The 17,548-nt window shown below is 29.1% G+C and carries 21 protein-coding genes; 17 read left to right on the top strand and 4 right to left on the bottom strand.

Annotated features, from left to right (window positions below; genetic code table 11):
* Positions 1-2 precede the first annotated feature (2 nt).
* Genes L8X33_RS06895 through mrdA form a run of 6 tightly spaced genes read left to right on the top strand, consistent with a single transcriptional unit; the run spans position 3 to position 4,333 of the window.
* Positions 3-491 (top strand): HAD hydrolase family protein, encoded by a 489-nt coding sequence (locus L8X33_RS06895; RefSeq protein WP_133319211.1) that lies wholly within the window; start codon positions 3-5, stop codon positions 489-491.
* Positions 482-988 carry a hypothetical protein gene (locus tag L8X33_RS06890; RefSeq protein ID WP_220566660.1) on the top strand — a complete coding sequence of 169 codons (507 nt, stop codon included), beginning with the start codon at positions 482-484 and terminating at the stop codon, positions 986-988. The genes L8X33_RS06895 and L8X33_RS06890 overlap by 10 nt, the downstream gene beginning before the upstream one ends.
* Positions 970-1,428, top strand: coding sequence for a lipopolysaccharide transport periplasmic protein LptA (lptA, locus tag L8X33_RS06885; protein ID WP_133319209.1), 459 nt, complete (start codon positions 970-972; stop codon positions 1,426-1,428). Before L8X33_RS06890 ends, lptA begins: the two co-directional genes overlap by 19 nt.
* Positions 1,425-2,024: a ribosome biogenesis GTP-binding protein YihA/YsxC gene (yihA, locus tag L8X33_RS06880; protein ID WP_263670319.1), complete on the top strand. Its 600-nt coding sequence runs from the start codon at positions 1,425-1,427 to the stop codon at positions 2,022-2,024. The genes lptA and yihA overlap by 4 nt, the downstream gene beginning before the upstream one ends.
* Positions 2,014-2,505 carry a hypothetical protein gene (locus tag L8X33_RS06875; RefSeq protein WP_133319207.1) on the top strand — a complete coding sequence of 164 codons (492 nt, stop codon included), beginning with the start codon at positions 2,014-2,016 and terminating at the stop codon, positions 2,503-2,505. The genes yihA and L8X33_RS06875 overlap by 11 nt, the downstream gene beginning before the upstream one ends.
* 1 nt (position 2,506) lies before the next feature.
* Positions 2,507-4,333, top strand: coding sequence for a penicillin-binding protein 2 (gene mrdA / locus L8X33_RS06870; protein WP_263670317.1), 1,827 nt, complete (start codon positions 2,507-2,509; stop codon positions 4,331-4,333).
* On the opposite strand, the gene queA is transcribed toward mrdA, so the two are convergent.
* From queA to tatB, 3 genes are read right to left on the bottom strand one after another with little or no spacing between them, the layout of a single operon-like run.
* Positions 4,326-5,354 carry a tRNA preQ1(34) S-adenosylmethionine ribosyltransferase-isomerase QueA gene (gene queA, locus L8X33_RS06865; protein WP_263670315.1) on the bottom strand — a complete coding sequence of 343 codons (1,029 nt, stop codon included), beginning with the start codon at positions 5,352-5,354 and terminating at the stop codon, positions 4,326-4,328. The genes mrdA and queA overlap by 8 nt on opposite strands.
* Positions 5,341-6,081 carry a twin-arginine translocase subunit TatC gene (gene tatC, locus L8X33_RS06860; RefSeq protein WP_133319204.1) on the bottom strand — a complete coding sequence of 247 codons (741 nt, stop codon included), beginning with the start codon at positions 6,079-6,081 and terminating at the stop codon, positions 5,341-5,343. Before tatC ends, queA begins: the two co-directional genes overlap by 14 nt.
* Positions 6,082-6,083: 2 nt before the next feature.
* Entirely contained in the window at positions 6,084-6,476 is a 393-nt protein-coding gene (gene tatB / locus L8X33_RS06855; RefSeq protein ID WP_133319203.1) for a Sec-independent protein translocase protein TatB, read from the bottom strand.
* A 154-nt stretch (positions 6,477-6,630) separates the two neighbouring features.
* Here tatB and L8X33_RS06850 point away from each other — a divergent pair, with 154 nt between their 5' ends.
* Positions 6,631-7,611 carry a permease gene (locus L8X33_RS06850; RefSeq protein ID WP_133319202.1) on the top strand — a complete coding sequence of 327 codons (981 nt, stop codon included), beginning with the start codon at positions 6,631-6,633 and terminating at the stop codon, positions 7,609-7,611.
* An 8-nt stretch (positions 7,612-7,619) separates the two neighbouring features.
* Positions 7,620-7,937, top strand: a complete 318-nt coding sequence (locus tag L8X33_RS06845) for an ArsR/SmtB family transcription factor (RefSeq protein ID WP_133319201.1) — start codon at positions 7,620-7,622, stop codon at positions 7,935-7,937.
* Here the strand turns inward: L8X33_RS06845 and hemW are convergent.
* Complete coding sequence (gene hemW, locus L8X33_RS06840; protein ID WP_263670313.1) at positions 7,934-8,983, bottom strand: radical SAM family heme chaperone HemW; 1,050 nt, start codon at positions 8,981-8,983, stop codon at positions 7,934-7,936. The genes L8X33_RS06845 and hemW overlap by 4 nt on opposite strands.
* 80 nt (positions 8,984-9,063) lie before the next feature.
* Here hemW and L8X33_RS06835 point away from each other — a divergent pair, with 80 nt between their 5' ends.
* Genes L8X33_RS06835 through cmoA form a run of 9 tightly spaced genes read left to right on the top strand, consistent with a single transcriptional unit; the run spans position 9,064 to position 17,236 of the window.
* The gene (locus L8X33_RS06835) at positions 9,064-9,534 is read left to right on the top strand and encodes an RNA pyrophosphohydrolase (protein WP_263670312.1); all 471 of its coding nucleotides are present in this window, start codon (positions 9,064-9,066) and stop codon (positions 9,532-9,534) included.
* Positions 9,534-10,736: an aspartate kinase gene (locus L8X33_RS06830; protein WP_133319198.1), complete on the top strand. Its 1,203-nt coding sequence runs from the start codon at positions 9,534-9,536 to the stop codon at positions 10,734-10,736. The genes L8X33_RS06835 and L8X33_RS06830 overlap by 1 nt, the downstream gene beginning before the upstream one ends.
* Positions 10,737-11,273 carry a HobA family DNA replication regulator gene (locus L8X33_RS06825; RefSeq protein WP_263660282.1) on the top strand — a complete coding sequence of 179 codons (537 nt, stop codon included), beginning with the start codon at positions 10,737-10,739 and terminating at the stop codon, positions 11,271-11,273.
* Between the two features lie 41 nt (positions 11,274-11,314).
* Positions 11,315-11,926, top strand: coding sequence for a DNA polymerase III subunit delta' (locus L8X33_RS06820; RefSeq protein ID WP_263670336.1), 612 nt, complete (start codon positions 11,315-11,317; stop codon positions 11,924-11,926).
* Positions 11,913-13,055 (top strand): dihydropteroate synthase, encoded by a 1,143-nt coding sequence (gene folP / locus L8X33_RS06815; protein WP_263670310.1) that lies wholly within the window; start codon positions 11,913-11,915, stop codon positions 13,053-13,055. The genes L8X33_RS06820 and folP overlap by 14 nt, the downstream gene beginning before the upstream one ends.
* Before the next feature lie 2 nt (positions 13,056-13,057).
* Positions 13,058-15,013 (top strand): NAD-dependent DNA ligase LigA, encoded by a 1,956-nt coding sequence (gene ligA / locus L8X33_RS06810; RefSeq protein WP_263670309.1) that lies wholly within the window; start codon positions 13,058-13,060, stop codon positions 15,011-15,013.
* Positions 15,003-15,725, top strand: a complete 723-nt coding sequence (locus L8X33_RS06805) for a TlyA family RNA methyltransferase (RefSeq protein ID WP_263670335.1) — start codon at positions 15,003-15,005, stop codon at positions 15,723-15,725. The genes ligA and L8X33_RS06805 overlap by 11 nt, the downstream gene beginning before the upstream one ends.
* Positions 15,691-16,542, top strand: a complete 852-nt coding sequence (locus tag L8X33_RS06800; protein WP_263670308.1) for a bifunctional riboflavin kinase/FAD synthetase — start codon at positions 15,691-15,693, stop codon at positions 16,540-16,542. The genes L8X33_RS06805 and L8X33_RS06800 overlap by 35 nt, the downstream gene beginning before the upstream one ends.
* Positions 16,532-17,236 carry a carboxy-S-adenosyl-L-methionine synthase CmoA gene (gene cmoA / locus L8X33_RS06795; protein ID WP_263670307.1) on the top strand — a complete coding sequence of 235 codons (705 nt, stop codon included), beginning with the start codon at positions 16,532-16,534 and terminating at the stop codon, positions 17,234-17,236. The genes L8X33_RS06800 and cmoA overlap by 11 nt, the downstream gene beginning before the upstream one ends.
* The last annotated feature ends 312 nt before the right edge of the window (positions 17,237-17,548 follow it).

Here is a 17,548-nt window from a genome sequence, read left to right as displayed (position 1 = left end):
TTATGATAGAGCTTATTTTTTTAGATGTAGATGGTTGTCTAACAGATGGTAAAATCATCTACACACAAAATTATGGTGAAATTAAAGAGTTTAATGTAAAAGATGGTGCAGCAATTGAGGCTTGGCAAAAGCTTGGCAAAAAAGTTGCTATTATTACAGGCAGGACTAGCGAATGTGTGTATTTTAGAGCTAGAGATTTAAAAATTGATCTAGTATATCAAGGTATTAGTGATAAATTAACTTGCGCTAAAGAAATTTTAGAAAAATTAAATTTAGACTTTTCTCAATGTGCTGCTATTGGGGATTATTATAATGATATGAGTTTACTTGAAGCAGTTGCTTATAGTTTTAAACCAAAAGATGCACATAAGGCTTTAAAAACTGATAAAGTTTTAAATAGAAAAGGTGGCAATGGGGCGGTAAGTGAGATGATAGAAATTTTAATTGAACATAATAATATGCAAGCTCAATGGGATAAACTTTGGCGATAAAAATTTTTGCTATATTAATGAGTTTATTTGCCTTTGTTATGGTGATTTTAAGTACTCAAGATCCTTATTTGTTTGCAATAAAACCGCAAAAGGTAGATGTGGCAAATATGCAAGCTTTTGATGTGCTTGATTATGAGCTTAATACATCTGTTACAAAAGCTAGTTATCAAGCAAGTCGTTGGGTAAAATACCAAGATAAAGATATTTTTGATGATTTTAAAGTGCAAGCACTTGATTATAATTTAAGTTCGGATTTATTAGTAAGAAATGATGAAAAATCCATTTTAGAAGGTAATGTAAGTTATTTTGATCAAAATCAAACTTCTATTTTTACTCAAAAAGCAATTTATGATATGAAAAATAAAATTTTATTTTCCAATGAAAAATTTAAGGCATATATAGGGTTAAATGAGGTTTTTGGGGATAATTTTTTATATGATGTGAATCAAAAAGAATTAAAAATTCAAGGAATAAAAGCATGGTTTTTAGAGCAATAATTTTTTTGTGTTTGTTAAATTTATTTGCATTTAGTGCTCAAAAAATAGAAGTTTATGCTAAAGATTTTTATTTGGATGAGAAAAATGAAACGAGCATATTAACCGGTGATGTGGAAGTAAAAAAAGGTAAAGATATTTTAAATTCGCAAAAATTAGTCATTTATATGAAAAATAAACAACCTATTAAGTATATAGCTACTAAAGATGCTAAATTTAAAATTATGATGAAAGATAAGATTTATCATGGAAGTGGTGATGAGTTTGTTTATAATGTAGCTAAAGATACATATGAAATTAATGGTAATGCAAAAATTATAGAAGTGCAGTCAAAAAAAGAGCTTATAGGTGATAAAATCATAGTAGATAGAAAAAATATGACTTATAGAGTAGTTAGTAAAGATAAAAAACCTGCTAAATTTGTATTTGAAGTAAAAGAATGATATTAAATGCTAAATTTTTAACTTCTGCTTCTAAAATAAATGAAGCTCCACAGCCTATATATACCGAAATTGCATTTTTAGGTCGCTCTAATGTAGGAAAAAGTTCTTTGATTAATACTCTTTGTAAGAATAAAAATTTAGCAAAAAGTTCTTCAACTCCAGGCAAAACCCAACTCATTAATTTTTTTGAAGTTGATTGTAAAAAAGATGAGGATAAATTTAAATTGATGTTTATCGATTTACCTGGTTTTGGCTATGCTAAAGTGAGCAAAAAAACTAAGGCTATTTGGAACAAAAATTTAGATGAGTTTTTAAAAGAGCGTAGTTCTATCAAGCTTTTTATTCATCTAATAGATTCAAGACATGAAAATTTAGATATTGATGCAAATTTGGATTTGTATTTAGATTCTTTTATTAGAGCTGATCAAAAAAAAATAATAGTTTATACAAAAGCAGATAAGCTCAATCAAAGTCAAAAAGTAAAAATTTTAAATGTAAATAAAAATGCCATTTTAGTTTCAAATTTGAAAAAAAGTGGTATTGATAAATTAGAACAAAAAATTATTTTAGAGAGCTTAGGTTTTAATGAGGAGTAGAAATTTAGTAAAAAATAGATTTGATTTTTCTTATTTATTTTTTTATTTATCTTTGATTTTTTATCAAGTGCTAAGCTCTGTTTATTATTGGATGCCTCCTTTGTTTGGCGTGTTTTTTTGTTATATGATAGTGCTTTTAAAAGAAAAAGAAAGAACTCTTAATAAGCTTGATTTTAGATGGTATTTTTCTTTGTTTTATCTTTTATTAATTGATATTATCCATGGATTTTATCTTTTTAGTTCTTGGATAGCTTTTTTTGTTTTTTATCATCTTTTTGTTGATTGGTTTAAAAGTAAATTAAAACTAGGCCATTATTTGCTCGTTATATTTACCTTTTGTGCTTATATTTTTATCTATCTTTTTGATGTATTTTTGGCGTATTTAGATAATAGTCAAATTTTAAAATTTGGTATTGAATATCTATGGTTTTTTGTCGTTGAAGCTTTGATTTCTTTTGTTATTTTTAAAGGGAAAATCTAATATGCGTATGCGTTTGGTGATGGGGTTTATAGCTTGTTTTTTTATACTTTTACTTGCTAGAGTGTATTATATAAGCATTAAATCTAATGTTTATTATGAAGAAATAGCTAAACAAAATGCCATTAAAACGCAATTTTTAGCACCTGTAAGAGGGCAAATTTTAGATGTTAAAGGTAGGCCCTTAGCAGTAAATAAATTAGGTTTTTCAATCTCTATAAAGCCATATTTGTATATAAAAAAGAAAAACAGAAATCTTTTAGAGCAGGAATTGCAAGTTATAGTAGATGCTTTTCCTGATTTAAACATAACTAAATTAAAACGAAATTATATAAAAGCAGATTCTTACTATAATCAAGATTATATAGAAGTAGTTCCATTTATAGAATATGATGCTATGATTAAGCATTTTACTAAGCTTAATTTGCGTGAAAATATGCAAGTTAAATCTACTACTCAAAGATTTTATCCTTATGATGCTTTAGCTAGCCATGTTATAGGTTATGTTGGAAAAGCAAATTTAAACGATATGAATGAAAATGAAATTGCAAGATTAACTAGCTATGTAGGGCGTAGCGGTATAGAGCGTTCTTATAATGAAATTTTGCAAGGTCAAAAGGGTGAAAAGGTTAGCAAAGTAAATGCGTTAAATAAAGAAATAGAAGAACTTTCTTATAAAAAACCTACTTCAAGTAATATCACTTTAAGCATTGATCTTGATTTGCAAGAATACTTGGCTAGTATTTTTGAAAATTTAGCAGGCACTGCTATAGTAATGGATGTAAAAAGTGGAGCTATTTTAGCAGCGGGTAGTTTTCCTGAATATAATCTCAATCCTTTTGTTACCGGTATTAGTCAAGAAGAATGGGATAAACTTTCTAATGATTTAAACCATCCTTTTACTAATAAACTCATTAATGGTCTTTATCCTCCAGGTTCAGTTATAAAAATGGGAACAGCTTTAGCATTTTTAGATAGTGGAAAAGTGAATGAAAATCATAAATATTTGTGTGATTCTAACTTTGAACTTGGTGGTAGAAAATTTAGATGTTGGAAGGCTATAGGTCATGGTTATGTAGATATGACAGATGCTATTAGAGAAAGCTGTGATGTATATTTTTATAAAGGAGCTTTGGAGGTTGGTATTGACATTATTAGTTCTGTTTTTGAAAGAATAGGTTTTGGTACAAAAACAGGAGTAGATTTACCTAATGAATTTATAGGAACAGTTCCTAATAGAATTTGGAAAAAAGAAAAATACAATCAACCTTGGTATCAAGGTGAAACTTTAAATACAAGCATAGGTCAAGGTGATTTTCTTGCTACTCCTATGCAAGTGGCTAAATTTACAGCTATGATTGCTACGGCTAAAAATATCACACCGCATTTTTTACATAGTATTGATGATAATGTTACTAAGGTAAATTTTGACAATAATGAAAGTGTTTTTACGACTTTTGAATTATCAAAACTTCCACTTTTAAGGCGTGCGATGTATGAGGTGGCCAATGTTGATGGTGGAACTACGGCAAGATTTTTAAGAAATTCTCCTATTACTATAGCAGCCAAGACAGGAACAGCTCAAGTAGTTGGAATTTCCCAAAGTGAAAAAAAGCGTATTAAAGAAGAGGATTTAGAGTATTTTTTAAGATCTCATGCTTGGATTACTTCTTATGCGCCTTATGAAAAACCTCAATATGTAGTAGTAGTTTTAATCGAACATGGAAAAAGTGGTAGTAGCGCAGGCGGACCTGTACTTGCTAAAATTTATCAAAAACTTATAGATTTGGGTTATATTGATAAAAAATATATTAAGAAAAAAGCTAAATGATTAGCATTCCATCGCCATAAGAATAAAAACGATATTTGTTTTTTATAGCTTCATGGTAAAGTTCTAAAGTTTTTTCTCTACCTATAAAAGAGGCCACAAGCATAATAAGAGTTGATTTTGGTAAGTGAAAATTAGTGAGTAAAAAATCAAGTCTTTGTGGGGTATTTTGTGGGTGTAAAAACAAATCACAAAAACCTTCTTTTAATTTTTTTCTATGATAATACTCTATGCAACGAGTAACTGTGGTGCCTACACCAAGTATTTTTTTAGAAGAATTAATCAAAGCACAAGTTTCATCATCAACATAGAAAAATTCTGAATGCATTTTATGCTCGCGTATATCTTCGCATTCTACACCTTTAAAAGTTCCCGCACCAACATGAAGTGTGATAGTATGGATATTATGATTTTTTTTAAGTTCTTTTATAATTGCTTCGTCAAAGTGCAAGCTTGCAGTGGGTGCAGCAACCGCACCTTGATTTTTGGCAAAAATGCTTTGATAGTTAATGTTATCTTGTGCTTCATCTGCTCTTTTAATATATGGTGGTAAAGGTATATGGCCTATTTTTTCTAAAATTTCAAAAACTTCATGATGATTGAATTTTTTTTCATCATTAAAAAATTCTACTTCTCTTGTGCCATCATCGTGTAATTTTTTGATTTTAGCTTTTAAAGAATTTTCAAAATATAAAATTTGTCCTTCTTTAACCTTGCCACGAATTTGAACTAAAAAATTATTATTTTTTAAAGGATGATTAATGAAAAGTTCTATTTTGCTACCACTTTCTTTAAATCCATAAATTCTTGCTTTTATTACTTTAGTGTCATTAAAGATGATTTCACAAGGTGGTAAAATTTTAGCTAAGTCCTTAAAATGTAAATGTAAAATTTGATCTTTACATCTTTCATAAACTAAAAGTTTAGCATTCTCCTTGGGTAAAATAGGAAAATTTGCTATAAGTTCATTAGGTAAATCATAATCATAACTAGAAAGCAAAAGATCTTTATCAATCGTTTTCATCATTTTCTTTTTGACTAGGATTAACTTTTTTGGCTATGTAAATAGAAATTCCATAAAGTCCGCACAAAGGAACGGCCATTAAAAATTGTGAGATTATATCAGGTGGTGTCATCATAGCTGAAAAAACAAAAATTACTAAAACTGAAACCCTAAAGTGTTTTTTTAAAAATGCATCATCAATAAGTCCAAGTTTGGCAAAGAAAAAGGTTATCACAGGCATTTCAAACGCTAAGCCAAAGGCAACTACAAGTTTAGTAAAAAATCCCACATACAAGCCTATGCTGATTAAAGGTTTAAAATCTTGAGTTTGCACCCCAAAATCAATTAAAAATTTAAAAGCCAAAGGTATGACTATATAATAACAAAACAAAGCTCCAAGTGCAAACATAATGCTAGCAAAGCTTACAAAAGGCACTACTAATCTTTTTTCATTATCATAAAGTCCTGGTGCTACGAATTTCCAAAACTGCCAAAAAATAACCGGTAAAGAAATCAAAAAAGCTGTAAAAAATGAAACTTTCATTGCAGTAAATAAAGGCTCTTGTAATTCAACGAAAGTCATTTGTTTTGAAATTTCAGGTAAAGCTGCTTCAACGGGTGCTTTTAGTATATCTATAATATAACTATTAAAACTAAAGCATACAAAAAACATTACAACAACACAAGCTACGCTTATAAATAATCTTTTTCTAAGTTCTACTAAATGTGGTTTTAATTCTTCAAACATTCTTAGCTTTCCATTTTTTGAGTATTTTTTTCATCTTTTTGAGTTTTTTCTTCTACACGCGAAAGTTCTTGTATATCTTTTTCTAAATCATTAATTTCACTTTTTAACTCTTTGGTATTATTTAAAATATCTTCTTTGAGTTGATCAAATTCTTCAAAACTCAGTTTTTTTCTGATATTTTCGTTAGTTTGTGAAAATTCATCTTTGTATTTTTGTGCTTCATCTTTTAACTCTGCTATTTTTAATTCTTTATTGATACTTGCTTTTGCTTCATCAATATTACTTTTAATGGCTTTTAAAATTTTTGCAATTTCAACTATAGTTGAAGGTAGTTTTTCAGGCCCAAGAACTAAAATAGCTATAACTAAAATAACTAAAATTTCTCCAAAACTCATTATTTTATCTTCTTTCGCTTAAATATATAGTTTGCATTTTACATAAAAATACTTAAAAATACTATTACTTTTATAATATTAATATATAAAGATATATTGATATATTAATATATTTTTGTTATGCTTATTTTAAAATGAAATGGAGTGAAAGATTATGGAAAAGTTATTTTTTATTTTTAAAGATTTTTTGATTTTATTTGTTGAAATTTCTATTTTATTTATATTAGTTAGTATGCTCATTGCTTATCTTAATGAGCGTTATGCTAAATTTTTCAATGAACATTTAAAGAAAGATTCTTTTGTAAGTTATATAAAGGCTATTCTTTTGGGTAGTTTAACTCCCTTTTGTTCATGTTCAAGCATACCGCTTTTAAATGCATTTTTAAAAGCTAAAGTACCACTTGGAGTATGTATAGCTTATTTGATAACTTCGCCTTTAATTAATCCTATTATAGTAGTGATGTTTGTAGTAAGTTTTGGCTTAAAAATCTCTTTATTTTATGTGGGATTTTTATTTAGCGTGATTTTATTTATTGCTTTTTGTGTTTCAAAAATAAACACTCAAAGATTTTTTAATGAAGATTTTTTAAAAAATGATTTAGAGCAAACTTCAAAGTGTTGTTCTAATGATACTTCTAAAAGTTTATGCTGTGAAAAACCTAGTTCTATTTTTGTTAAAAATTCTAAAATTAGCAGTAAAATTTTAAAATTTAAGACTAAAACAAAAGAAAATAAAATCAAAATATTATTTATGCAAAGCTTTAATGAATACAAAAAAATTCTGCCATATATTATTATTGGTATGGGTATTGGGGCTTTTATACACGGCTTTTTTCCGCAAGATTTTTTTCAAAATTATATGAAAGATTATGGGGTATTGGGTGTATTTATAGCAGCATTTATAGGGGTTTTGCTTTATATGAATTGCACTGCTATGATTCCTGTAGCACTAGCTTTAACTACCAGTGGAATTCCGCTTGGTATAATGATGAGTTTTTTAATAGCAGGAGCAGGGTGTTCTTTACCTGAGCTTATTTTGCTTAAAAGAATTTTTAAAACAAGCTTTTTGTTTTTATTTGCAGGTATGATTGTTTTTATTGCAATTAGTTTTGGACTTTTAATGTTTTTTATATAAGGAATTTTATGCAAGAATTTTTAAAAATAACAAGTGCAATTAATGATGAAAGCAGGATTTTAATCCTAGCTTTTTTACAAAAATATGGAAAACTTTGTGTGTGTGATTTGCAAAGCTCTTTAAATATGAGTCAATCAAGGCTTTCAAGACATTTAAAAATTTTAAAAGAAGCTAATTTTTTAGAAGTAGATAGACAGGGTGTTTGGGCGTATTATGGAGTAAAAGAAAATTTAAATAATTTTTGCAGCGATATATTAAAAAATATCAATGAACTTTCTATAAAGCTTCCTGAATTTAAAAGAATTTCTTGTGAATGCAAAGCTTAAGTGCTAATATACAAAGCTAGTTCATCGCTTAAAAGATAATTAGTATTATAAAAAATTCCATTTTTATATACTAATTTCCCTTTTTTGCTAAGAAACATTGCCTTTTCTTTTTCTAAAGGTTCTAGCTTTGTTTCATCCACTCCTATAATGCTTCTAAGTCCTAGAAAAATATGCTCTAAACACAAATCTTTTGAATTTAAATTTTCAACCTCCCTAAAACAGGGATTTGCTATATAATCTTTTAAACTTTTTTTAGTATAAAATCTTTGATTTTTTGAAAATCCTACTGCGCTTAAACCACATCCTATATAGTCTTTTCCTTGCCAATAAGCAAGATTATGTTTGCAAATTTGTCCAAAATTACTGATTTCATATTGTTTATAACCAAGATTTTCAATTGCTTTGATAAAATGCTTTGCAAGGCGTGGAGCATTTTTTTTATAATGAAATTTTTTAGCAAATCTTGTCTTTTCTTCTATAGTTAAATTATAAGCACTCACATGGCTAATATCAATTAAAGCGAGTTTAGAAATTTCATAATCAAGCATTTTACTATCATCGAGTTTTGTATCATAAATTAAGTCTAAATTTATATTATTAAATCCTGCTTTTTTTGCATTTTCTATACTTGTAAAAATGTTTTTTTGATCATGAATACGCCCAAGGAATTGTAATTTTTTTTCATGAAAACTTTGCACCCCAAAAGAAATGCGGTTAAAACCTAAATTTTTTATCTCTTTAAGCCAAGAAAAATTGCTTGAGTTAGGATTTGCTTCTATGCTTATTTCATTATTTTTTTGTAAATAACTTTGCAAAAAAATAAAAATTTTTTCATAAAAATTAACACTCATTAAACTAGGAGTACCACCACCTATAAAAATAGTTTTTATGGAATTTTTATCAAGCTTGAAAAAATCTAATTGATATTTTATATCTTGCATTAATGCGTTTAGATAATCTTTTTCAAAATCTTTTTTTTTAAGTGAAGTAAAAGAACAATAAAAACATTTACTTTCGCAAAATGGTATATGTATATATAAATGCATAAAACTTCTTTAAAATGTGATTATAAATTCGTATTTTTTTGTTAGAATTATATTATTAAAAAGTCAAGGATAAGAAAATCATGGAAAAAGAAAAAAAATATAGGCCAAATGTAGCCGCAATAGTGCTATCATCAGCTTATCCTTTTGAATGTAAAATTTTACTCGCTAAACGCAATGATATGGAAAATATATGGCAGTTTCCTCAAGGTGGAATAGATGAGGGAGAGGATGCTAAAAGTGCGTTATTTAGAGAATTAAAAGAAGAAATAGGTACAGATGAGATTGAAATTTTAGCCGAACATCCTGAATGGATTAGTTATGATTTTCCACCTAAGGTTGCACAAAAAATGTATCCTTATGATGGTCAAAATCAAAAATATTTTTTAGTTAGATTAAAAAACAAAGCTGTTGTTAATCTAAATACTAAAAATCCTGAATTTGATGCTTATAAATTTGCTTCATTAGAAGATGTGTATGATATGATTAATCATTTTAAAAAGCCTATATATATTAGAGTTTTAAAATATTTTAAAGAAAGGGGGTATATTTAATGCTGGTCGTACAAAAATATGGGGGAACGAGTGTAGGAACGCTTGAGCGTATTGATGAAGTTGCTAAAAGAGTGGCAAAAAGTAAAAAAACTTGCGATAAGTTAGTTGTAGTAGTTTCTGCAATGAGTGGAGTTACTAATGAGCTTATTGATTTTGCACATCATTTTAGTAAAAATCCTTCAGGTCGTGAGATGGATATGCTTTTAAGTAGTGGTGAGCGTGTAACTTCATCTTTACTTGCTATTGCATTAAATGAAATGGGTTTAAAAGCTACTGCATTTTCCGGACGCAATGCAGGGATTATTACAGATGATGTTTATACTAAAGCAAGAATTGAACACATTGATACTACAAATATCAATAAAGCCTTAGATGAGGGGTATATTGTAGTAGTTGCTGGCTTTCAAGGTATCGACAAAATGGGTAATGTTACTACTTTAGGTCGTGGTGGAAGTGACTTAAGTGCAGTTGCATTAGCAGGAGCTTTAAATGCTGATTTGTGTGAAATTTATACTGATGTAGATGGGGTATATACTACCGATCCTAGAATTGAACCAAAGGCTAAAAAGCTAGATAAAATTTCTTATGAAGAAATGCTAGAGCTTGCAAGTTTGGGAGCTAAAGTTTTACAAAATCGCTCTGTAGAGCTTGCTAAAAAATTAAATGTAAAATTAGTTACTAGAAGTAGCTTTAATGAAAATGAAGGGACGATCATTACTAAGGAGGAAAATATGGAACAAGCTTTGGTTAGTGGTATAGCACTAGATAAAAACCAAGCAAGGGTTACTTTAAGAAATATTGATGATAAGCCAGGAATTGCTGCTGAAATTTTTGGAACTTTGGCAAATGAAAATATCAATGTAGATATGATTATCCAAAATGTAGGTGTAGATGGAGCTACAAATTTGGGCTTTACTGTGCCTGAAAACGAGCTTGATTTAGCAACTAATGCTATGAAAAAAGTTTTAGGTGCTAATGCTAATATAGAAACAGATAGTGCAGTGGTAAAAGTTTCAGTTGTGGGTGTGGGTATGAAATCACATTCTGGAGTAGCTTCAGCAGCTTTTAAAGCATTGGCAAATGAAAATATTAACATACAAATGATTTCTACAAGCGAAATTAAAATTTCAGTTATCGTGCATGAAAAATATGGTGAATTAGCTGTAAGAGTATTGCATGAAGTTTATAAACTAGATGTATAAATGAGCAATAGTTTTTTAAAATTTACCCTAGAGCAAATCCGAGAAAATGGCACTTATACAAGTTGGTTAGAAGAAAGGCGTCTTGAATGGTCGCCTTTGATAGCTTCTAAATTAGCTTTGCTTTTACAAGGTTATACTTTTATTGTGATTACTGATGAGCAAAGAACATGGTTTGAAGAGTATTTTTTAAGCCAAATCAATGCTAGTACCACAAGACCTTTAGTGCCTTTTGTGTCTTTAAAAGGAATTTATAATAAGGCTTGCAATACCCAAGAAGATATAGATTTGCTAAATGATCTTTTAAGTATTTCTTTTCCTAATGGTTATGCTTTTTTTTATATAGGAACTAATACAGGATTTAAATTTAAAATCGCTAATTCTAAAGCAGAAAGTATGCTTTGGCTTTTTGATGAGCAATTGCAAAATAGCTTTTATCTTTCCTCACGCGATAAGGAATTAGACTATAAACTTATTTCTTTATATAAAGTATTTGAGCAAAGCTTAGAGGCTGTGCTTTTTTCTAAGGTAGAAATTTGAATCTAAGAAATAAAATCATTATCCATAATGATTTTGAGTTTATGCAAGAAAAACTCACAGAAGAATATGGAACAAAAAATCTTAGATTTTTCATACCTAAAAACCCTGATTTAGAATTAAGATTAAATGACTTAACTTATGACAAAAACGCTCAAGCAACGGCAAGGGCTATTATGAAAGAAAGTTATATGGCTGAAGCACAAGCTAAAATTATTGTTATACTAGCTAAGTCTTTTCGTGAAGAAGCACAAAATTTTTTATTAAAACTTTTTGAAGAGCCACCAAAAAATGTATATTTTATTATCGTAGCTCCTTCAAAAAATGTTTTTTTACCTACTATACTTTCAAGATTTATCATAGAAAAGCATAAAATTCAAAAAGAAAAGATGTCTTTAAATTTAGATCTTAAAAAAATGGATCTAGCTCAAATTGCTTCATTATTAAAACAATATGAAAATATAGACAAGCATGAGTGTTTGGATTTAATTAGTGCTTTAAGTCATGAGTGCTTTAAACAAGATATAAAATTAAACGATGAAGAAATTGAATTTTTTTATAAAGCTTATGAGCTTGCTAAATTAAATGCAAAGCCAACTATTTTACTAAGCACTATAGCTTTAATTTTACACGAGAGAAAAAATGAAAATCATTAAAATCAATCCCAACACAGACTTTGAGCAAATTTCTAAATATATAAAGCCACATAAAGCAGGTGAGAAAATTATGAGTGAAAAAACTCAAATTCATTTTTTTCTTATCAAAGAACTAAGAGCACCTGCTGCAAATATACTTAAACAAGACGCACTAAGGGTTGGAGCTGAACTTGTAACCCACAAAGAAGTTATACTAGGTAAAGAACATACTAATGCCTTACTTATGGTAACACAAGATCAAGCTAAAAAGCTTATAGAAAAAGAAAAACTACAAGATTTTAAGCTTAAAAATTTAGCACTATTTTTAAAGTCTAATTTCGCTAAACCAAAATATGCAAAAATTATGGGTGTGATTAATATTAATGAAGATAGTTTTAACGCTCAAAGTAGGGTTAAAGAAAATGAAGTTTTAGAAAAAATCGAACTCATGATTTCTCAAGGGGCTGATTATATAGATATAGGCGGGGTTTCTTCAAGACCTGGTAGTGTGTATTGCGGGAAAGAAGAAGAGTTTAAACGCTTAAAAAATACCCTAGATTTAATCTATAAAGAAAAACTTTATGAAAAATGTATTTTTAGTTTAGATAGTTTTGATGAGTATTGTTTAGAATATGCTTTAAATAAAGGCTTTAAGCTTATTAATGATATCACCGGTTTTAAAAATGAAAATTTAGCCAAACTAGCTTTAAAATACAAAGCCACTTATACACTCATGCATATACAAAATACCCCACAAAATATGCAAGATAACCCACATTATGAAGATGTATTAGCTGAGCTTGATGATTTTTTTGTGCAAAAGCTAGAAAGACTAAGTGAGCTTGGTTTAGAAGATGTGATTTTAGATGTTGGCATTGGTTTTGGTAAAAGTCCTTGGCATAATATGATGTTAATCAAGCATTTAGAGCATTTTTTACGCTTTGAAAAAGAACTTTTAATCGGAGCTAGTAGGAAAAGTATGATAAATGCTTATTTTAGCTCAAGTGTTGAGCAAAGACTAGCGGGCACACTTTATTTGCATTTAGAGGCTTTTAAAAATGGTGCAAGTATTATAAGAGCGCATGATGTGTATGAACATAAGCAAATGTTTGAACTTGCAAAAGTTATGGATGAACTTTCTTTGGAGTAGTAATGACTTATCAAGAGTATTTAGAAAAGGTAAAATTGGCAAAAGAATGGATGAGGGCTTATTATGAAGATGATGAGCCTTTAGCAAGCGATGAGGAATATGATAAACTTATAAGAGAGTTAAAAGCATTTGAAACGCTTTATCAAGAAAAGATTTCTAAAGATTCTCCTACGCAAAATATCGCCCCAACTATACAAAGTGAGTTTCATAAACTTGCACATAGTGCAAAAATGTGGTCTATGGAAGATGTTTTTGATGAAGCTGAGCTTAGAGCTTGGGCAAAAAGAGCTAAATGTGAGTTTGATTTTTTCATAGAACCTAAGTTTGATGGAGCAAGTTTAAATCTTACTTATGAAAATGGTATTTTAATCAGCGGTGCTACAAGGGGTGATGGAGAAGTGGGCGAGGATATTACTTTAAATGTAAAAGAAATATCAAACATACCTCAAAAAATTCCTTATAAAGACAAGATAGAAATTCGTGGTGAAGTGGTGATTTTAAAAGAAGATTTTGAAAAAATCAATGAAAAAAGAGCTAAAGATGGCTTGAGCTTATTTGCAAACCCACGCAACGCAGCAAGTGGCTCTTTAAGACAGCTTGATACAAGCATTACAAAAGAAAGAAATTTAAAATTTTATCCTTGGGGAGTGGGGGAGAATTCTTTAGAATTTAGCAAGCACTCTGAAGTAATGGAGTTTGTAAGAAGTCTTGGTTTTTTAAAAGATGATTTTGTTTTTTGTGTTAAGACTTTAGATGAGGTTTTAGAAAAATATCACGAGCTTTTAGAAAAAAGAGATCAAAAGCCTATGATGATGGATGGTATGGTTGTAAGGGTAGATGATTTAGCTCATTGTAAGCTTTTGGGTTATACAGTGAAATTTCCAAAATTTATGGCCGCGTTTAAATTTCCTGCTTTGGAAAAAACTACAACATTACTTGGGGTTAATTTACAAGTTGGAAGAAGTGGGGTGGTTACTCCTGTGGCGGTTTTAGAGCCTGTAAATTTAGATGGGGTTATCGTAAAGTCTGCAACCTTACATAATTTTGATGAGATAGCTAGACTTGGAGTGATGATAGGCGATAGCGTAAGTGTGATAAGAAGTGGAGATGTTATACCTAAAATCACTAAAGTTTTTACTCAAAGGCGTGATGGTTTAGAAAGTAAGATCACTAAACCAACTCTTTGTCCTGAGTGTTTAAGTGAGCTTTTAGATGAGGGTGCTTTTTTAAAATGCCAAAACCTAGACTGTAAAGCAAGGCTTGTAAATTCCATTATACATTTTGTATCTAAAAAGTGTTTAAATATAGACGGCCTTGGAGAAAATATCGTCGAGCTTTTATTTAAAGAAGGAAAAATCGCTAACATAGAAAGCATATTTTTCTTAAAATACAGCGATTTTGAAGACTTAGAAGGCTTTAAAGAGAAAAAAATCAACAATCTTCTAAGTGCTATTGAAAATGCAAAAAAATGCCCCTTATCAAGGTTTATCACTGCTTTGGGTATAGAGCATATCGGAGAAGTAGCAGCTAAAAAACTAGCTCAATCTTTTGGCTTTGAATGGTTTATGCAAAGCTATGAAGCTTATGCAAATTTAGAAGGCTTTGGCGAGCAAATGGCTAAAAGCTTAGAAGAATTTACCCATGTCAATGCAAATCGCATTAAGCATTTTTATGAAATTTTGCATTTAGAGGATGAGAAAAAAGAGCTTATTATAAATGATAATATTTCTAATAAAACCTTTGTTATCACAGGCACTTTAAGCAAATCACGCGATCATTTTAAAGAACTAATCGAAAGCTTTGGAGCAAAGGTAAGTTCAAGTGTGTCTAAGAAAACTGACTTTGTATTATATGGAAGTGAAGCAGGCTCAAAGCTTGAAAAGGCTCAAAACTTAGGGGTTAAATGTATTAATGAAGCTGAGTTTAATGCTCTTTTAGGTAACGATGATGAGGTATGATGTCTTTGTAAGTGCAAAGTTAAACATTTCTCGCAACAAAGCTTGTGAGTTTATAGAAAACAAGCAAATTTTACTCAATGGCGAGTTTAAAAAAACCTCTTTTAAAATCACATCTTTAAATCCTTTAGAAGATGAGAGTTTAAAACTCACGCTTTTAGAAGAGCTTTTTGTAAGCAGAGCTGCTTTTAAGCTCAAGCATTTTTTACAAGAGCATACATTTACCATAAAAGATAAAATTTGTTTAGATATAGGTTCATCGACCGGAGGTTTTGTGCAAATTTTACACCAAAATAATGCTAAACACATCACAGCTTTAGATGTAGGCTCTAACCAACTTCATGAGAGCTTAAGAAATTTAGAAAATATCCAAATTTGTGAAAACACTGATTTGCGTGAGTTTAAAAGTGAAATTTTATATGATGTTATCACTTGTGATGTGAGTTTTATATCTTTAACACATTTGATTTTTCATATAGATAAACTTGCTAAAGATCTTATCATCTTGCTTTTTAAACCTCAATTTGAAGTAGGTAAAAATGCTAAGCGTGATAAAAACGGAGTGGTAAAAGATACCAAAGCCATCAAAAATGCTAAAGAAAGCTTTGAAAAAGCTTGTGTAAAGCTTGGTTGGATCTTGCAAGCAAGTCAAGAGTCACACTTAAAAGGAAAAGAAGGTAATGTTGAGTTTTTCTACGCCTATAGAAAAAACTAAGATCACAAATTTAGCCATGGGGCGTTTTGATGGTATGCATTTGGGGCATTTTGAGCTTTTTAAGCATTTAGATGAAAATGGTGCCTTATTTATCATCACTAAAGAGGAAAAAGAAGCCCTAACACCTAAGGATTTTAGAGTAAATTTGGTTGATTTTCCTTTGATTTTTTGTGATTTTGATAAAATCAAGGACTATAAAGGCGAGGATTTTTTAAAGCTTTTAAAGCAAGAATTTCCCAAACTAGAAAAGATCATTGTAGGTTATGATTTTAAATTTGGCAAAGAAAGAAAATGCAGTGCCAAAGACATACAAAGTCTTTGTGGTATAAACACTATCATCGTAGATGAGTTTAAAATTCAAAATAAAAGTGTTCATACAAGTATGATTAAAACCTTACTTAAAGAAGCAAAAGTCAAAGAAGCTAAAAATTTTCTAGGTAGATTTTATACTATACAAGCAAATATCATAAAAGGGCAAGGCATAGGCGCTAAAGAGCTTTTTGCAACTTTAAATTTACATACAAAAGACTTCTTTTTACCCAAAGATGGCGTATATGCGACTTTAGTAAAGATTGAAAATAAAAGCTATCATAGTGTAAGTTTTATAGGCATAAGATCTACTGATGAGAATTTTGCTTTAGAAACGCATATTTTAGATGAAAATTTCACAAACACAAAAGCAATTTCAGTTGAGTTAAGTTTTATTGACTATATAAGAGCTAATGAGAAATTTAACGACTTAGCTTTATTAAAAGCACAAATTAGTAAAGATATTGACAAAGCAAAAGAAATTTTAGGAAAATTAAATGAAAGATGAAATTTTTAAAAAACCCTTAGAAAAACAATTTGAATTTGATAAAAGCGTAGCAAGTGTTTTTGATGATATGGTGTCAAGATCTGTGCCTTTTTATACGCAAAATTTAAAACTCATAGTCGAACTCATAGATCATTTTGCCTCGCAAAATGCAAGAATTTGTGATCTTGGTTGTTCTACGGCTAGTTTATTGCTTGCACTTTATGAAAAAAGAAAAGATTTTCTTTTAAGCGGGGTTGATGAGGCTAATGCTATGTTAGAGATCGCCAAAAACAAATGTCAAGCCTTTGGGGCTAGGGTGGAATTTCATCAAAAAAATTTAGATGATTTTGAGTTTTTTAAAAATGATGTTTTTATAGCTACTTATACTTTGCAGTTTATCCGCCCACCTAAAAGACAAGAATTAGTTGATAAAATCTATCAAAACTTAAAAGAAAATGGTATATTTGTGCTTAGTGAAAAAATTCTTTATGAAGATGTAAAAATAGCTAAAAAAATGATACAAATTTATGAGCAATATAAACTAGAGCAAGGTTATAGTAAGCTAGAAATTTCAAGCAAGCGAGAAGCCTTAGAAAATGTCCTCATTCCTTATACTCAAAATGAAAACATAGCTATGCTTAAAAAGGCAGGATTTTCTAAAGTAGAAAGTGTTTTTAAATGGGTAAATTTTGAAACTTTCATAGCTTTTAAATAAAAATATTTTTTATAACAATGTGTTTTAGAAAAATAATTATGAAGCCATGGAAGCAAAAATATTATTTTTTAACCATAAAGTCTATTTTATAGTAATTTTAAATTTAAGATACTTCTTATCTTAAATTATACTTAAGTAAAAATTTATAAATAAAATATTAATATTCTACACTTATTGTTAAAATATTAGCAATGGGTATTGTAAAACACACAAACAAATAATGAATCAATCAAATACATTAACTATTTTTGAAAGGACTTTTTCAATGAATATAAATTTATCTAAAAATTGCCTTATGGGGGGGTAGCACTT

It is taken from the genome of Campylobacter sp. CNRCH_2014_2849 (assembly GCF_025772845.1).
Taxonomy (GTDB): domain Bacteria; phylum Campylobacterota; class Campylobacteria; order Campylobacterales; family Campylobacteraceae; genus Campylobacter_D; species Campylobacter_D lari_D.
This window is presented reverse-complemented; position numbering and strand designations above follow the sequence as displayed.

Bases quoted from the DNA above. Each gene is read 5' to 3' on its own strand.
- L8X33_RS06895 (WP_133319211.1), top strand. From the start codon at position 3: ATGATAGAGCTTATTTTTTTAGATGTAGATGGTTGTCTAACAGATGGT.
- lptA (WP_133319209.1), top strand. From the start codon at position 970: ATGGTTTTTAGAGCAATAATTTTTTTGTGTTTGTTAAATTTATTTGCA.
- yihA (WP_263670319.1), top strand. From the start codon at position 1,425: ATGATATTAAATGCTAAATTTTTAACTTCTGCTTCTAAAATAAATGAA.
- L8X33_RS06875 (WP_133319207.1), top strand. From the start codon at position 2,014: ATGAGGAGTAGAAATTTAGTAAAAAATAGATTTGATTTTTCTTATTTA.
- mrdA (WP_263670317.1), top strand. From the start codon at position 2,507: ATGCGTATGCGTTTGGTGATGGGGTTTATAGCTTGTTTTTTTATACTT.
- queA (WP_263670315.1), bottom strand. From the start codon at position 5,354: ATGAAAACGATTGATAAAGATCTTTTGCTTTCTAGTTATGATTATGAT.
- tatC (WP_133319204.1), bottom strand. From the start codon at position 6,081: ATGTTTGAAGAATTAAAACCACATTTAGTAGAACTTAGAAAAAGATTA.
- tatB (WP_133319203.1), bottom strand. From the start codon at position 6,476: ATGAGTTTTGGAGAAATTTTAGTTATTTTAGTTATAGCTATTTTAGTT.
- L8X33_RS06850 (WP_133319202.1), top strand. From the start codon at position 6,631: ATGGAAAAGTTATTTTTTATTTTTAAAGATTTTTTGATTTTATTTGTT.
- L8X33_RS06845 (WP_133319201.1), top strand. From the start codon at position 7,620: ATGCAAGAATTTTTAAAAATAACAAGTGCAATTAATGATGAAAGCAGG.
- hemW (WP_263670313.1), bottom strand. From the start codon at position 8,983: ATGCATTTATATATACATATACCATTTTGCGAAAGTAAATGTTTTTAT.
- L8X33_RS06835 (WP_263670312.1), top strand. From the start codon at position 9,064: ATGGAAAAAGAAAAAAAATATAGGCCAAATGTAGCCGCAATAGTGCTA.
- L8X33_RS06830 (WP_133319198.1), top strand. From the start codon at position 9,534: ATGCTGGTCGTACAAAAATATGGGGGAACGAGTGTAGGAACGCTTGAG.
- L8X33_RS06825 (WP_263660282.1), top strand. From the start codon at position 10,737: ATGAGCAATAGTTTTTTAAAATTTACCCTAGAGCAAATCCGAGAAAAT.
- L8X33_RS06820 (WP_263670336.1), top strand. From the start codon at position 11,315: ATGCAAGAAAAACTCACAGAAGAATATGGAACAAAAAATCTTAGATTT.
- folP (WP_263670310.1), top strand. From the start codon at position 11,913: ATGAAAATCATTAAAATCAATCCCAACACAGACTTTGAGCAAATTTCT.
- ligA (WP_263670309.1), top strand. From the start codon at position 13,058: ATGACTTATCAAGAGTATTTAGAAAAGGTAAAATTGGCAAAAGAATGG.
- L8X33_RS06805 (WP_263670335.1), top strand. From the start codon at position 15,003: ATGAGGTATGATGTCTTTGTAAGTGCAAAGTTAAACATTTCTCGCAAC.
- L8X33_RS06800 (WP_263670308.1), top strand. From the start codon at position 15,691: ATGTTGAGTTTTTCTACGCCTATAGAAAAAACTAAGATCACAAATTTA.
- cmoA (WP_263670307.1), top strand. From the start codon at position 16,532: ATGAAAGATGAAATTTTTAAAAAACCCTTAGAAAAACAATTTGAATTT.